Annotated in this window: 18 protein-coding genes; 9 read left to right on the forward strand and 9 right to left on the reverse strand. The window is 38.4% G+C overall.

The window, feature by feature from the left end; translation table 11 throughout:
- The first annotated feature begins 54 nt into the window (after nt 1-54).
- A complete protein-coding gene (locus A5N85_RS04735; RefSeq protein ID WP_072576201.1) occupies nt 55-558 on the forward strand; it encodes a UPF0149 family protein in 504 nt (167 codons plus the stop codon).
- Here the strand turns inward: A5N85_RS04735 and rseP are convergent.
- The 7 genes from rseP to rpsB all read right to left on the reverse strand — a co-directional run bounded on the left by rseP (nt 550) and on the right by rpsB (nt 7115).
- The gene (gene rseP / locus A5N85_RS04740; protein ID WP_072576202.1) at nt 550-1923 is read right to left on the reverse strand and encodes an RIP metalloprotease RseP; all 1374 of its coding nucleotides are present in this window, start codon (nt 1921-1923) and stop codon (nt 550-552) included. The genes A5N85_RS04735 and rseP overlap by 9 nt on opposite strands.
- Nucleotides 1924-1976: 53 nt before the next feature.
- Complete coding sequence (locus A5N85_RS04745) at nt 1977-2870, reverse strand: phosphatidate cytidylyltransferase (protein WP_072576203.1); 894 nt, start codon at nt 2868-2870, stop codon at nt 1977-1979.
- 9 nt (nt 2871-2879) lie between these two features.
- Entirely contained in the window at nt 2880-3599 is a 720-nt protein-coding gene (uppS, locus tag A5N85_RS04750; RefSeq protein WP_072576204.1) for a polyprenyl diphosphate synthase, read from the reverse strand.
- A 2-nt stretch (nt 3600-3601) separates the two neighbouring features.
- Nucleotides 3602-4159, reverse strand: coding sequence for a ribosome recycling factor (frr, locus tag A5N85_RS04755; RefSeq protein ID WP_072576205.1), 558 nt, complete (start codon nt 4157-4159; stop codon nt 3602-3604).
- A 9-nt stretch (nt 4160-4168) separates the two neighbouring features.
- The gene (pyrH, locus tag A5N85_RS04760) at nt 4169-4897 is read right to left on the reverse strand and encodes a UMP kinase (protein WP_072576206.1); all 729 of its coding nucleotides are present in this window, start codon (nt 4895-4897) and stop codon (nt 4169-4171) included.
- A gap of 479 nt (nt 4898-5376) precedes the next feature.
- Complete coding sequence (tsf, locus tag A5N85_RS04765) at nt 5377-6258, reverse strand: translation elongation factor Ts (protein ID WP_072576207.1); 882 nt, start codon at nt 6256-6258, stop codon at nt 5377-5379.
- 56 nt (nt 6259-6314) lie between these two features.
- On the reverse strand, nt 6315-7115 hold the full coding sequence (gene rpsB / locus A5N85_RS04770) for a 30S ribosomal protein S2 (RefSeq protein WP_072576208.1): 801 nt from the start codon (nt 7113-7115) through the stop codon (nt 6315-6317).
- A 154-nt stretch (nt 7116-7269) separates the two neighbouring features.
- On the opposite strand from rpsB, the gene map reads away from it, so the two are divergent.
- The 5 genes from map (at nt 7270) to A5N85_RS16920 (ending at nt 12148) form a co-directional block, all read left to right on the forward strand.
- The gene (gene map / locus A5N85_RS04775) at nt 7270-8061 is read left to right on the forward strand and encodes a type I methionyl aminopeptidase (protein ID WP_072576209.1); all 792 of its coding nucleotides are present in this window, start codon (nt 7270-7272) and stop codon (nt 8059-8061) included.
- Nucleotides 8048-10630 (forward strand): [protein-PII] uridylyltransferase, encoded by a 2583-nt coding sequence (gene glnD, locus A5N85_RS04780; RefSeq protein WP_143143183.1) that lies wholly within the window; start codon nt 8048-8050, stop codon nt 10628-10630. Before map ends, glnD begins: the two co-directional genes overlap by 14 nt.
- A 10-nt stretch (nt 10631-10640) precedes the next feature.
- Nucleotides 10641-10835 carry a hypothetical protein gene (locus A5N85_RS04785; protein ID WP_072576211.1) on the forward strand — a complete coding sequence of 65 codons (195 nt, stop codon included), beginning with the start codon at nt 10641-10643 and terminating at the stop codon, nt 10833-10835.
- A gap of 3 nt (nt 10836-10838) precedes the next feature.
- On the forward strand, nt 10839-11648 hold the full coding sequence (locus tag A5N85_RS04790) for a TatD family hydrolase (RefSeq protein ID WP_072576212.1): 810 nt from the start codon (nt 10839-10841) through the stop codon (nt 11646-11648).
- Between the two features lie 182 nt (nt 11649-11830).
- The gene (locus A5N85_RS16920; protein WP_072576213.1) at nt 11831-12148 is read left to right on the forward strand and encodes a DegV family protein; all 318 of its coding nucleotides are present in this window, start codon (nt 11831-11833) and stop codon (nt 12146-12148) included.
- Nucleotides 12149-12171: 23 nt separating this feature from the next.
- Here A5N85_RS16920 and A5N85_RS16925 read toward each other — a convergent pair whose 3' ends face one another.
- The gene (locus A5N85_RS16925) at nt 12172-12339 is read right to left on the reverse strand and encodes a hypothetical protein (RefSeq protein ID WP_169818621.1); all 168 of its coding nucleotides are present in this window, start codon (nt 12337-12339) and stop codon (nt 12172-12174) included.
- Between A5N85_RS16925 and A5N85_RS16930 the strand changes: the two genes are divergently transcribed.
- The 3 genes from A5N85_RS16930 to cls all read left to right on the forward strand — a co-directional run bounded on the left by A5N85_RS16930 (nt 12318) and on the right by cls (nt 15114).
- Nucleotides 12318-12695 carry a DegV family protein gene (locus tag A5N85_RS16930; protein ID WP_072576214.1) on the forward strand — a complete coding sequence of 126 codons (378 nt, stop codon included), beginning with the start codon at nt 12318-12320 and terminating at the stop codon, nt 12693-12695. The genes A5N85_RS16925 and A5N85_RS16930 overlap by 22 nt on opposite strands.
- Before the next feature lie 231 nt (nt 12696-12926).
- Nucleotides 12927-13592 carry a substrate-binding periplasmic protein gene (locus tag A5N85_RS04805; RefSeq protein WP_169818622.1) on the forward strand — a complete coding sequence of 222 codons (666 nt, stop codon included), beginning with the start codon at nt 12927-12929 and terminating at the stop codon, nt 13590-13592.
- A gap of 76 nt (nt 13593-13668) precedes the next feature.
- Entirely contained in the window at nt 13669-15114 is a 1446-nt protein-coding gene (gene cls / locus A5N85_RS04810) for a cardiolipin synthase (protein ID WP_072576216.1), read from the forward strand.
- 63 nt (nt 15115-15177) lie between these two features.
- Here the strand turns inward: cls and A5N85_RS17195 are convergent.
- Nucleotides 15178-15425 (reverse strand): transposase (locus tag A5N85_RS17195; RefSeq protein ID WP_211268075.1); only part of this gene is annotated, 248 nt, incomplete at its 5' end.

Here is a 15425-nt window from a genome sequence, read left to right on the forward strand (position 1 = left end):
TTATTTATTTATTTATTTATTTATTTATTTATGTGCTTGGCTGAAGGATAAAAAGTGGCAGATTTAAACTATAGTGCCTTAGAAGAAGTAATTAAAAAGCATAACTGGTGGTTTTCAGTATCAGAGTTGCATGGTATGTTGACTGCACTGACGATTTATAAAGAGGGTGTATACTGGTCGTCTTTATTAGCGTTAAAGGAGGATAAAATAGCTGAAACGCTGATTCCAGAGTTACTGGAGCATATTGAAAAGCAGCTTAAGAGCGATACTTTATCTTATCAATTATTATTAGCAGAGGATAATCCGCTTTCTGTTCGTACAGAAAGCCTTGCACAGTGGGCACAAGGATTTACAATGACAAATAATTATTTACGTGAGATTCACAAATATCCTCAGCTAGACGCTGCTGCTGAGGAATTTGTTCAAGATGTAAAAGCAATTAGTCAGTTAGATATTGGTATTCAGGATACGGAAGAAAATCGACGTTTATTAACTGATTTAGAAGAGCACTGCCGCATGGGAGCATTAATGCTGTATGCGGAAGTGCATTCACAGTAAATATCGCCATAAATCTTTTAGGATAACAAATCCCATAAAGGTAAGAACGATAGAAGCCCCTATACGATAGCTCCATTTTTCTGCTGATTTTCCAAGAGGTTTACGGCGAATCATTTCTAATACGCAGAAGAGCATATGACCGCCATCTAGCATTGGAATAGGTAGCAGATTAATGGCAGCTAGGGATAAACTGACGATACCTAAGAAGTTTAGAAAAACATCTCCACCAACTCTAAGGGTTTGTCCCGCGGCATCACCAATGGTGAGTGGTCCGCCCATATTATCTAGAGAAACTTCTCGCTTAATTAATCGTCCGAACATTTCAAATGTTAGCTTGACATAATAGCCAGTTTTCTCAATGCCTTTTGCTAATGCTGGAAAGAGTGAATATTTTTGGATGACACCGTATTGGTCAAAAAAAGCCTGACTCGGTGGTTCATATGCCCATTGCACGCCTAAATAACCAATCATCTGATGATTTTTGAGTTCTCTTTCTCCTAAATTTCCTTCAAGTGTTATGGATTGATTATCACGTAATACCGTTAAAGAAATAGGTTGGTTGGCTAAGTTCTTTAGAATAGAGGCAACGACATATACCCCACTTTCTTCTGGAATTTTTTCTTGGTTAATGGCCAAGATTTTATCTTTTGGTTTGAGTCCTATTTTTTCAGCAGGGCTGTCTGGCATCACTTTTCCAATCCACGCAGGATAGCGATGGTCAACTAACATCATGCCAGTGACTTGCGAGATATTTAGTTCATCACCGACTTTCAAATGAGAAAAGTTTAAAGTGGTTTGATGCGGTTGATCTTTACGCAAATATTCTATGGTAATGGGTTTGTGCGGAGCGGTTGATAAGGCAACATCTGCATCGGTTGATAAGACGACATTTGTTCCATTGATTTGCGTGAGGGTATCACCGACTTGTAAGCCTGCTTTAGCTGCCATACTATCAGGGGTGATATAAAGAATTTCTGGACGTACACCACTCACGCCATTCATAAATAAGAGCGCAAAAGCGAGTACGGCAAAGACTAGGTTTACAAAAGGTCCAGCAAATGCGATCAAAAAGCGTTGCCATGCTGGCTTGGCAGCAAAAGTACGGTGTCGTTCTTCTGGTGGAATATCTTTATCTTTGCTTTCACCATACATTTGTACAAATCCACCTAACGGAATAGGCGCGAGGGTATATTTTGTACCGTCTTTTTTTCCAGTCCAGCTGAGAAAAGGTTTACCAAATCCCAGTGAGAAGCGGAGGATTTTAACGTTAAAAAATCGGGCAACGGTAAAGTGTCCCCATTCGTGGATGGTGACTAAAATACCAATAGTAATAGTAAATCCGAGAAGTCCCCAAAGTACTGCCATAAGTAATTCCTGAAAAACTAAAGAGTTGAAGTGTGTTTAGTGAAATTTTGATGTTAAAAATAAAACATAAAAGGGGTACTAATCGCAAAATTCCATAGAGTTAATCCGGATATCCAGCTATCAATACGATCGTATACACCACCATGTCCGGGCATAATAGCACCACTGTCTTTTACTCCTGCATGACGTTTTAGCATACTTTCAAATAAATCTCCGATACTGGCGTAAATCAGCGCAATTAAGCTACAAATGAGGCAATAGGCGAATAGAGAAAAAGAGAAAGGAATTTCCCAAGTTTTCACATGATGAAGGGCAATAAAAAAGAAGATAACGAAAAGACCTATTGCGAGTAATAGTCCGCCAATAAAACCCTCCCAAGTTTTATTAGGACTAATGATAGATGAAAATTTTCGCTTTCCAAAGGCTCTTCCAAAAAAATACGCACCGGCATCGCTTGCCCAAATCAGAATGAGTAAGACTAATATGCCGCTTCCACCAATGGAAAATTTTAATCGCATAATAGAGAGAGTAAATGCGGTTAAAAAGAGAATTCCTAGCATAATAACAAGCTTTTCTCCTCCCCATATTTGTTCTGTTTTTGTATATTGCTTTAATAAAATGGGGACAAGAAATAGCCAAGCAATGGTTGCAAGTCCAGATATGGGAAGCGATAAGCGTTGCCATGTTGATGAGATTAATAAAATATTTGGATCAGTGCTTGATATATCATAATTTAATATATAAATGATGCCCCAAGTGATTATTCCAGTAATAATGACAAAAATTGTTTCTGCAGATTTAGAAGTTTTCAATAATTTTGCCCATTCATAGGCAGCAATATTAATAATAACGCCCCAAGCAATATTAAATATCCAATTTGGAGCAGCGAGCATTATCCAGGCAAAGATAGGAATGGCAATCAGTGCAGAAATAATCCGTTGTTTCATGAAAAATCCTTATGATGAGGGTTCATCAATGGTGCCAAATCGGCGTTCGCGAGCGTGATAGGCGGAAATCGCTCGTTGGAAAGCTTCTGCATCAAAATCTGGCCAAAGGGTATCAGTAAAGTAAAGTTCGGCATACGCCATTTCCCATAAATGGAAGTTACTAATTCGCATCTCACCACTAGAACGAATCAATAAGTCAACGGGGGGTAAGTCTGGCATAGGACGAGCTGCTTCATAGCTAGAAGCATTGATATCATTAGGGTGTAATTGCCCAGAGGCAATTTGTTTAGCAAGATTTTTAGCCGTTTCTACAATAGCCCAATGTCCACTGTAGTTGAAAGCAAAGATAACTTCCATTCCCGTGCAATGAGCGGTTATGGCTTCTGCGCGTTCAAAAGCTGCGAGTAACTTGTTGGAGAGATTTTCTCGACTGCCAAGAATACGCATACGAATATTCTCATCGGCTAATGCTTCAGACTTTTTAGCAATATTTCGCTGAATAAGCTCTAAAATCAGACGAACTTCTTTTTCAGGGCGCGTCCAATTTTCCGTGCTAAAGGCGAATAAACTTAAGGTTTGAATACCCATTGTGGATGCTGTTCGAATAACAGCATCCACACTATCACGTCCAGCGCGATGCCCAAAGCTACGCGGACGCCCGCGCTGCTTTGCCCATCGTCCATTACCATCCATAATAATGGCAACGTGCTGCGGCGGCGTAAGCGACATTATTACATTTCCATTAAGTCTTTTTCTTTTGTGGCTAAAGCTGCATCAATTTGTTCGACGTATTTGTCAGTTAGTTTTTGAACTTCTGTCTCGCCACGACGTTGGTCGTCCTCAGAAATGGATTTATCTGCTACTAACTTAGCAATTTCATTGTTGGCATCACGACGAATATTGCGAATGGCAACTTTTGCTTGCTCTCCTTCTGCTTTAACAACTTTAACCATTTCTTTCCGACGCTCTTCAGTCAGTGGTGGAAGGTTTATATGAATATTTTGACCGGCCGTATTGGGTGTGAGTCCTAAATCAGAATTGATAATGGCTTTTTCAATTTTTGAAACCATATCTTTTTCCCAAATTTGGATGGTTAGTGTGCGATAGTCTGAAACGCTAACATTTGCGGCTTGAGATAAAGGGACCATAGAACCGTAGTATTCCACTTCTACATGGTCTAATAATCCAACATTTGCACGACCAGTTCTGATTTTGCTTAATTCATTATCAAGAGAAACCAAAGATTTCTTCATTCGATCTTCAGCATCTTTAAAAATGGTATTTAACATAGTTACTCCTTATGAATGAATGACTGTACCAACCGCTTCATCAAATACTGCCCGAACAATTTCATCAGGTTTGGTCATATCAAACACTAATAATGGCATATCATTATCACGACACATCACAATTGAAGTTGCATCCATGACTTGTAGATTTTCGGTTAATACTTTTTGATAGCTTAAATGGCCGTATTTTACCGCATCATCATACTTTTTGGGGTCTTTTGAGTAAACACCATCAACTTTGGTTGCTTTAAACATAGCATCCACTTCTAATTCAATAGCACGCAAGCTAGCAGCAGAATCGGTGGTAAAGAAAGGATTGCCTGTTCCAGCGGCACAAATAACCACTTGTCCTTTTTCTAAATGACGAATTGCGCGACGGCGAATAAATGGTTCACAAACTTCATCAACGCGTAGAGCAGACATCACGCGCGCTGGAATATCTGCTTGTTCTAGCGCATCTTGCATGGCTAAAGCATTCATTAGAGTGGCTAGCATTCCCATATGATCACCCGTTACGCGCTCCATGCCTAGTGCGGCTAATTGTGCGCCACGAAAAAGATTTCCTCCGCCAATCACAATCGCGATTTCAACACCTGCACGATTAAGTTGTCCAATTTCATTAGCAATTCGAGTGACAACTTTGGCATCTAAGCCGAAACTTTGATCGCCCATGAGGGCTTCTCCGCTCATTTTTAATAATATGCGACGATATTTTGGGGTTTTATTTTCTAGTGTCATCATGGCGCTCCTATTGAATTTAACGTATTGTAAAAGGGTTTATGTAAAAGACGTTATTAACAATTCGGTAAATAAATGGGTTTGAATAGTTCTCCTGAGTAAGATAGGAGTAGTTTTCAATTAAAAACTAGATATCAAAAGTTAATATAGCTACATGTCTTTTAACTAGCATACAGAATTTGAGTGTTTTTCCGTACTAATGTGCTGTCTATGGCTAGTCGATTTGTACGCAATCTGAACTCATTCAGCGATATTTATTTAGTTAAATCTGCTAGCTTTATAGTAGGGCTTCTGAAAAAGGTATACCATATTTGGAGATAGGATGCTGTTTCCAAAGTGTATATTGAGTTAACGTTGTATGCATTTTTTTGGGAAGTTGGCTATATGCTTATTGCTAGAAGTATGGAATAGTTTGTATTGGTCAATTTTTTTCCAAAAAAAACCGCCGTATGAAACGGCGGTTTAAGTCGTCATCAAACTTACTGACCTTTTGCCTGAGCCATTACTTCAGCAACAAAATCAGATTCTTCTTTTTCAATGCCTTCTCCAAGTTCATAACGAACGTATTGGACAACTTTAGCATTTTTAGATTTAAGTAAATCTTCAATGGTTTGATCTGGGTTTTTGATGAATTTTTGACCAAGTAAAGTCACTTCGCCAAATAGTTTTCTCATCGTGCCTTCAACCATTTTTTCAATCACATTGGCAGGTTTACCGCTTTGTTCTGCTTTTGCACGGTGAATTTCGTTTTCTTTATCTAAGAAATCTTGTGGTAAAGATTGTGCATCTAAAGCGATAGGGTTACCAGCAGCGATTTGCATAGCTAAATCTTTTGCTAACTCTGCATCGCCACCTTCAACTTCTACCAATACGCCAATTTTTTTGCCGTGAAGGTAAGAGCCAATAATACCATTTGCACTTTTTAAAGTAACGAAACGACGAACGTTCATGTTCTCACCGATTTTGGCGATGAGTTCGCGGCGGCGCTCATCAACGGTTTTGCCAGCTTCGTATTCAGCGGCATTTAAAGCTTTAACGTCTGCTAAATCTTTTGTACGGGCGATATCAGCTACTTTTTTAGCAAAAGTTTGGAATTCATCACCCATAGCAACGAAATCTGTTTCGCAGTTAACTTCTGTCAAAGTGACTACTTTAGCGTCGTCTGTTGCTGAAACAACTAAGGTTCCTTCAGCAGCAACACGACCAGCTTTTTTATCTGCTTTAGCCAAGCCAGCTTTGCGCATATGCTCAACAGCCGCTTCGATATCACCATTGGTTTCGGTTAATGCTTTTTTACATTCCATCATGCCAGCGCCAGTACGCTCGCGTAGCTCTTTCACTAATTGTGCAGAAATTGCCATAAAAACTTTCTCCTAATCTTTAGAGGAAAGCGGCATTAAAGCCGCTCCAAGTGGACTTATTCGCCGTCTTTAGCGGTTTCTTCCGCAGGCGTAGCAGCTTCTTCTGCTGCAACTTCTTTTTCAACTACGACTTCTTCTAATGCCGCAGCAGCATCTTCGCCACCACCAGTGGTAACGCTTGCTTTTGCAGCTTCAATGGCATCAGCGATTGCTTCTACATAAAGACGAATGGCACGAACAGAGTCATCATTACCCGGAATAATGTAATCTACGCCATCAATGTCGCCATTGGTATCAACCACGCCAACAACAGGGATGCCTAATTTGCGAGCTTCTTGAATAGCGATGTGCTCATGCCCAACGTCGATAACGAACAAAACGTCTGGCAGTTGTTTCATGTGACGAATGCCAGTCAATGAACGTGCTAATTTTTCACGCTCACGCTCTAATACGATGACTTCTTTTTTCGCTAATTTTTCATAAGTGCCGTCTTCAGACATTTTTTCAATTTCTTCTAAACGACGGATAGATTGGCGAATGGTTTTGAAATTGGTCATCATACCGCCTAACCAACGGAAGTTGACATACGGCATACCGCAACGCTTCGCAGCTTTTTCGATGGATTCGGTTGCGCTACGTTTTGTGCCAACAAACATGACGCGTCCACCGTTGGCAACGACGGTGCCTAAGAAATTTAAGGCATCATTGAGCATTGGAACAGTTTGCTCTAGGTTGATGATATGGATATCACCACGTTTGCCATAAATATAAGGGGCCATTTTTGGATTCCAAAAACGGGTGCGGTGACCAAAATGGGCGCCGGCTTCAAAAAGCTCGCGCATACTAACTTTACTCATAAAATAACTCCATAGGGTTAAGCCTCCGAATATCCCGCTCTCTCAACGCAAAAGTGCGCACCCGAGAGAGTGTGTCGATATTCGTGTGTTTTCGATTTGCCTTTCGGCGGTGCGCTTTATACCATAGGTATTCATTTTTACCAAGAACAATACGATGACTATTATTTTGAAAACCGAATCTGATTTAGAGAAAATGCGCGTCGCTGGGCGTTTGGCGGCAGATGTTTTGGATATGATTACGCCGTATGTTGAACCTGGTGTCACTACAGAAACTTTAGATAATATTTGTGCGAAATATATTGCTGAGCGTGGTAGCGTTTCTGCATGCTTAAATTATGGGCAACCACCTTATCCTAAGCATACTTGTATTTCTGTTAACCATGTCATTTGCCATGGTATCCCTAGTGAGAAAAAGCTTAAAAAAGGGGATATTGTGAATATTGATGTGACAGTGATTGTTGATGGCTTTCACGGCGATAGCAGTCGTATGTATTTAGTAGGAGAAATCAATGTATTGGCTAAGCGTCTTGTAGAAGTGACTTATGACTGTATGTGGCGCGGGATTGAAGTGGTTAAACCGGGTGCAACGCTTGGCGATATTGGATACGCAATTCAACAACATGCCGAAGCACAACGGTTTTCTGTGGTGAGAGAATTTTGCGGGCACGGGATTGGGCGAGGATTTCATGAAGATCCTCAAATTTTGCATTATGGCGAAGCGGGTAGGGGATTAGTACTTGAAAAAGGCATGACATTTACCATTGAACCAATGATTAATGCAGGTAAACGGCAATTAAAGATTTTACCTGATGGTTGGACGGCAGTGACAAAAGACCATAGCTTATCGGCACAATGGGAACATATGCTAGCAGTAACAGAAACTGGCTATGAGATTTTTACCTTAAGTGCGAAAGAGAGAGAGGCTGGAGTCATTGCACGCACATAATATGCCCAACAATAATAGGCTTCCGCCAGATTTTGGTTGTCCTTCTTCAAACCCAACCGAAATCTGCGTGGCAGCGAAACAATATTTGTCTTTTTTGCATGAGCAGCAATTTGCTGCTTTAGGACAAACCTTCGCGGTCGAACAGTGGATAAAGCATCAAACGCAGCAAATTGACCGTATTTTATGTTGTCTTTATCACTGTTATTTATCAGATGTAGATGCTGCTTTATTTGCCATTGGGGGATATGGGCGAGAAGAGCTTTTTCCTCGTTCAGATATCGATATTTTATTGTTATGCGATGATGATTCGATTGTTACTCAAGAAAGCATTAGCGCTTATATTCAAGCATTATGGTCGCTAGGGTTGGACATTGCGCAAAGTGTTCGTACACGCGCGCAATGTTTAGAAGATGCCAAAAAAGATACAGATATGCTGACGAGCTTGGTGGAAGCTCGCTTTTTAGCGGGGCAATCTCACTACTGTCAAACGGTAAATATTACTCATCCGCGTTTGATTTCTCCACGTACATTTTTAGAATTAAAGTTACAAGAACAACAAAAGCGAGATGAGCAGCGCGATCAAATAGGTAAGCTAGAGCCGAATATCAAAACAGGAACTGGTGGACTGAGAGATATTCAAATGATTTCTTGGGTATATCGATACTGCCTACATCCAGAAAAAACTCAAATTTTGTTGGAAGGTTTATTAACGCCAGCTGAAACACAAGAACTTATAGAAAGTCGGCGAACTTTATGGAAAATTCGATTTGCACTTCATTTAAATACCAAACAGCATAAAGATCGCTTGTCATTTGAGCAGCAAAAACAATTGGCGCAGTTATTCCATTACCCAGAAGGAAAAAATAATCAGGCAGTTGAAAGTTTTATGCGCGAGTATTATTTAGCGACTTTGCGCGTTAGGCGATTAAACCGCTTAGCGATTAAGCTTATTGACAGCCAGTTGCGACCGATCGCTCCACCAGAAAGATTAGATGCACAATTTAGCCTAGTACACCAACGGTTGGTACTGAATGAACCAAAAACGCTGATTGGCAATCCTAGGCAACTTTGGCAAATATTTCTGCACTTATTAAATAATCCGCTAATTGATAGTATTTCGCCTCAATTAGGGCGGCAATTAAGAGAATATAGAGATCGTATTTTTACCGCTTCTAACCGACATAATAAGGAAACGCATCAAGGATTTTTAACAATTCTCAATCATCAAGGGAACGTTCATCGACAAATTCGCCGTATGCATCGATATGGCTTATTGAGTCGATATTTACCGGCATTTCTGCCGGTTGTTGGGCGAATGCAATATGATTTATTTCATCAATATACGGTTGACCAACATACTTTGAGATTGATTTATTTCTTAGAGCAATTTAAAACCTATCAGCCTGATTATCCAGCGACACAAGATATTATGCGACGTTTACGTAGTCCGGCTATTCTATATTTAGCGGCATTATTTCATGACATTGGCAAGGGGCATCTTGGTGATCATAGTGAAATTGGGGCAGCAATTACAATCGCTTATTTAGAAGAAAATACTGCGCTAAGTCGTGAAGAAGGTAAGTTATTGGTTTTTTTAGTTCGCCATCATCTTTTGTTATCAGCAACGGCACAAAAGAAAGACTTAAGTGATCCTAGTGTTATCAAAGAATTTGCGGCTTATTTTCCAAATAGCGAATATTTGGATTATCTTTATCTTTTAACATTGGCAGATATTAGCGCAACCAATAATAGCTTATGGAATAGTTGGCGAGCGAATTTAATGTATACCCTTTATCGCTTAACTGCCAATCATCTTAATACCTTTACACCACATCCACAGCAGCAAATTGATGCCCTAAAACAACGTGCATTAAGTCATTTTGATAACCAACAGGCGATTGATGATATTCACATCTTATGGCAGCAACTTCCCAATGAATTTTTTATCAATGAAACCCCTAATTTAATTGCTGAAAAAACGCGATTGATTTTGATAACAGAAGATAAAAATATCGCAACATTATTACAGAATCATCCGCCAAGACTGTTTATTAGTGCCACAGGTTCTCCCGATATTTTATTTGCTCGGATAACGCATTTTATGGAAAAACAGAATTTTACTATCTTAGAAGCAAGATTGTATCGCTACGGAGAAGCGCCGTATCAACGGGTGATTCAACAATATACGCTTGCCGATTATTGCACGCTTTCACCTCAGTTACTGAAACAACTGAATTTTATGATTGCGGGGAATGTGCCGCCTAAGCCGCTAGGAAAACGCCTACACCATACACCCCTCAAGCATTTTTCCATGAATACGCATATTCACTACCATAATGATGGTGGAAGACGAACGGTTCTAGAATTAACGTGTAAAGATAGACATGGTTTATTGTCTTTAATTAGCCGTATCTTTTTAGAGCAAAATATTCATTTAAATCATGCAAAAATTGCAACTTTTGGCGAAAAAGTAGAAGATACTTTTTATTTAACAGATGCGTTTGGATATCCACTGACTGCTTATCAGCAAACTGTGCTAAGTGAGCAGCTTTATCAACATTTAAAATAAAGGAATTTTTATGGAAAAAATGACGCCAATTTTTATTCTCATAAGCTATTTAATTTTCTTTCTTATCATAACTAAAGGTCATCCTATCCAATATATTAAAGCAGTGATGGAAAAAAGCCGAAATGCCGAAGAGCAGCATTGGGGAACATTCGCGTTAATTATGGCAAGCATTATTGTTTTTGTCTTTTTGCTTATCCAGCTATAAACAATGAGTAAAAAATCTTTAAACTTAATTGATATTGGATGTAACTTGACCAGTCCAAGACTGATGCGAAATTTAATGCAAGTTTTAAATGATGCGCAAGCGGCGGGCGTTCAGCGACAAATTCTTACAGGGACAGATACCGAGAGTAACCAAGAAGCGCTTGCCTTAGCGGATAAATATTCTAATTTATATAGTACAGTGGGTTTTCATCCCCATCATGCCAATAACTGGCAGCCATATAGCCATCCTGCTCAGCATTTAGCTGCGGCAAAGCATCCAAAAGTGGTAGCCATTGGTGAAATGGGATTAGATTACTTTCGTAACCTTGCTTATCCCGCCAATCAGAAAAAATGTTTTGCAGACCAGTTAGAGATTGCTATTCAAGCTGAAAAACCTGTCTTTTTGCATGAACGTCAAGCATTTAAAGATTTTATCGAATTATTAGCACCTAGATTGCCTGAGTTAGTTGGTGCTGTATGGCATTGCTTTGCAGCAGATGAGCGAGCTTTGGATTGGGCATTAGAAAACGGACTTTACATCGGTATTACAGGTTGGATTGCAGATAATGAACGCGGTAAAGAATTACGCCGTATTGTGAGTAAAATCCCAGATAATCGCTTAATGATTGAAACGGATGCGCCTTATCTAACACCTAAAACGTTACAACCGACACCACGTCTGAATGAACCTCAATATTTACCTGAAGTTTTACGTGTATTAGCACAAGCCCGAGAACAAGATTATCATATGCTTGCTCAGCTAACGACTGAAAATGCAGAAAGATTTTTTGGTTTAGAAAAGCAGGATTTTTGATTTCAACATATATATTGAGACCTTTGCAAAAAAACATAAAATAGAGAAATTTCAACTTTCAAATTTTGAAAATATATTAAAATCATGGTGTTAATTTTTCTACTAGTGGCAAAAATTAGTGTAAAACGGAATTTTGCAAAGGTCTCATACTATTTATTCGAAAATGATAAAAAGGAGAAAAAGTGATAGAAGGTCAGTCTTGTGCGGTCGTTTGTACTTCTACAGCTTCATTGGAAGTATTCTCAAATAAACCCTCAATCATTTATACGCTTCCTTTAAATATTCATACAGCTCAAGGCGATTATCGTGACGGTATTGATATTTCTAGCCAACAGTTTTATCAATATTTACAGAAGCATCCCTCAGAACTACCTTATACATCCCCACCAGATTTTGATAAGGCAGTTGCTTTACTTTTAAAATTAAAACAAGAGAATTATACCGATGTTATCGTTCCAACGCTGTCAGTGAGCTTAAGTCAAACTTATAAAGTTATCTAAGACATTGCTTTATTGATGCGCAATCAAATCAATATCCATGTTATTGATACTGGGACAATTTCTATTTTAGAGGGATTGTTTTCTTTAGAAGCTACAAGATTATTAGACAAAAGGTGTTTCTCCATTAAATGTCGTACAAGAGCTAGAGAAATTAAAACAAAAGCTCCATTTGTTTTTTGAAGTTGATTCATTGAAATACCTGATTAAAAATGGACGAATTTCTGCTATTCAAGGCATGATGGGAAGCATCATGAAATTAAAACCGATTATTCATTTTCATAATGGAAAAATGAACGTTATCGCTAAAGTCAGGCATACGCAGAATGCGTTGGAGTATTTGTCTGATGAAGTAAGAAAAAGATTAGAAAGCAGTCAAAAAGCCAAATTATTTAGATTGTATGCGGGAGATCAAGCATTATATCAGGAGTTTGAGCGACATATTCGTCATCAAACAAATGAATTAATTTATGCTTATCCTATTTCGCCTGTAGTAGGTGCGCATATTGGTCTAAAAGCCGTTGGCATAGGTATGTGGTTGGAGTCTTAAGAAGTATCATCAAGATATCTTTATAGGTAAATTTTCCTAAAAATAAATTTTAATAAAAACAATTAAACTAGGCTTATATTTTTTGATGAAAAGTGATAACCTAAACATAATTTAATATGGATTTGTTGTTAAATAGGAAGGTTGTTGATGTTGATATCGTTTCGTCAATTATGTTTAATGACAGGGTTATGTTTTGGACTATATGCAAATGTTCAAGCAGAAACTTTAAAAATGGGCGCAAATATTTCTTCTCCTCCTTTTATTTTTAGGGATGATGAAAGTAAGTTAACAGGATTTGAGATTGAATTAATCAATGAAATTGGTAAGCAAGAAGGTTTTGATGTTCGCGTAACCCCTGCTATTTTTCCATTTGTCTTTACCCAATTGGAAAAAGGCGATATAGATTTTATTGGTAATTTATATTACTCAGAGGAGCGTAATAATGCTTATTTATTAAGCCAACCTTATTACACAGAAACCTTACAATATGCCGCTTTGGGCGATAAAAAAATTGAAAATCCATTAATGGATGGTAGTCGAGTGAGTGTATTGGCTTCCTCGCCTGTTGAAGAAATTTTACATGAAGAATTGCCAAAATATCCCGGTGTGAAATTAGTATCAGAAGAAACTAGCTATTTAGGCTTTAAAGATCTTTTTATAAAAAAAGTGGATTTTATGATTAGTACGCAGTCAAACATTGCCTCATTAACAAATGCTTATCCACAGTATGAATATCAGACGTTTACACCCGAAGGTGCTTTAAATAAAACCGTAACGCTACATTTTCTAACGCTTAAAAGTAACTCAAAGCTGATGGAAAGAATAAATCAAGGTTTAAATAAATTGATAGAAAATGGAAAGTTTGACGAGCTTAAAGCAAAATATCATTTAAAATAATCTAAAAAATATTATAGAAATAAAATTGATAACGATTGATGGGGAATTTAAATAGTCATTTTCTGATAGGTGAATTATGCATTGGTTACTGATTTGTCACCTCACAATCGTTTTTTTGTTTATGCTGCGCATTGCGCTACGAGAAGATTTGCGACCAGATGCGCGAATGGCATGGTTTATGACGCTTTTATTGACCCCGGCTTTAGGCTGTATTTTGTATTTCCTATTTGGTTCGGCTCGTATGGCGAGAAAAGTACGTCATTATCATCACCAAGTTTTAGAAAATACCAAACGACAATTTATCCAAGCATTGGGAACAAATTTTCTAGGTAGTAAGAGGGTTTTGATAGAAACTTTGCCAAATCACTACCAATCAGCTTTTCAATATTTAGCATCTATCAATCATCTCTATCCAGTAACGGGTAATTGTGCAGAATTGATGGCAGACGGTAAAGTTGCGCGTAAGCGTTTACTGCAAGATATTGAGGCAGCTAAAGAGCAAGTGAATGTGCTATATTATATTTGGTTAAATGATGAAACGGGACAATCTGTTGCACAAGCACTCATTCGAGCGGCTAAAAGAGGGGTGAGCTGTCGTGCAGTGGTCGATGGCTTAGGTTCAAGAGCATTTTTAAAAACAGAATTATGGCAAGAGCTGCAAGCAGCAGGCGTACAAACAGCGGTTGCTTTACCTATAAATCACTGGTGGACCATTTTTCAACGTCGGATAGATTTGCGTAATCATAGAAAAATTACCTTAATTGACGGAAAAATTGTTTATTGTGGTAGTCAAAACTGTGCAGATGAAGCCTTTGTAGTTAAAGCCAAATATGCGCCTTGGGTTGATATTATGCTACGTTTAGAAGGACCAATAGTCACTCAAACGCAATTACTTTTTGCAGCTGATTGGCAATTAGCCAGTGGAGAAGCAGAATTGGCAATACCAACAAAAGCTGCTGAGCATCTTTCATCAGGCTTTACCGCTCAAGTAATGGGCGACGGACCAACGGCTAGATCGCGCTCGACAGCAGAATTTTTATCAACTCTTATCAGTACTTCTCAAGAAACAATCATAATTTCAACACCTTATTTTGTGCCTGATGCGACGGTTCTTGATGCTTTGTGTGCTGCTGCTTGGAGAGGAGTAGAGGTAACTTTAATTGTGCCAAAACGTAATGATTCTTGGATTGTTTCAGCAGTTAGCAGAAGTCATTATCGTCGATTATTGGAAGCAGGCATTAAGCTTTATGAATTTAGAGACGGTTTATTGCATGCAAAAACATTGACCATAGACGAAAAAATTACGTTTATTGGTTCAACGAATTTAGATTTGCGTAGCTTTGATTTAAATTATGAAAATAATGTCTTATTATCCGATGAAAAAGTAACTCAAGCGGTATTAGAGCGCCAACTATACTATCGTTCTCGCAGTGACTTAGTGGAATTAAAAGCAGTTCTTGCTTGGTCTGTCCCTAGAAAAATTTGGAATAATTTATTAGCAACTATTAGCCCAATTTTGTAGCGCAAAGTATAGAAATAAAAAATATCGTGTTTATTTGGCTGAATGCTATGATGTTGTAACATACTAATTAAACTGAAGTAATACTAAATATAGAGAAAATAATGAAGATATAGTGCAATCATCTAAAACCCAACCCAATCCAAAGCAGATAAAAGAATAAAGTATCAATACAATCCATCCGCCATTCTTTGCTATTTGCTTAATCCAAGCCCACATCTTTTCAATGGGATTTAAGTCTGGACTATAAGGGGGTAACCAAACTATCTCATGCCCATGCTCTTCAATGATTGCTTGAATATCACTGCGTTTAT

This window comes from Suttonella ornithocola (genome assembly GCF_001889065.1).
GTDB lineage: Bacteria > Pseudomonadota > Gammaproteobacteria > Cardiobacteriales > Cardiobacteriaceae > Suttonella_A > Suttonella_A ornithocola.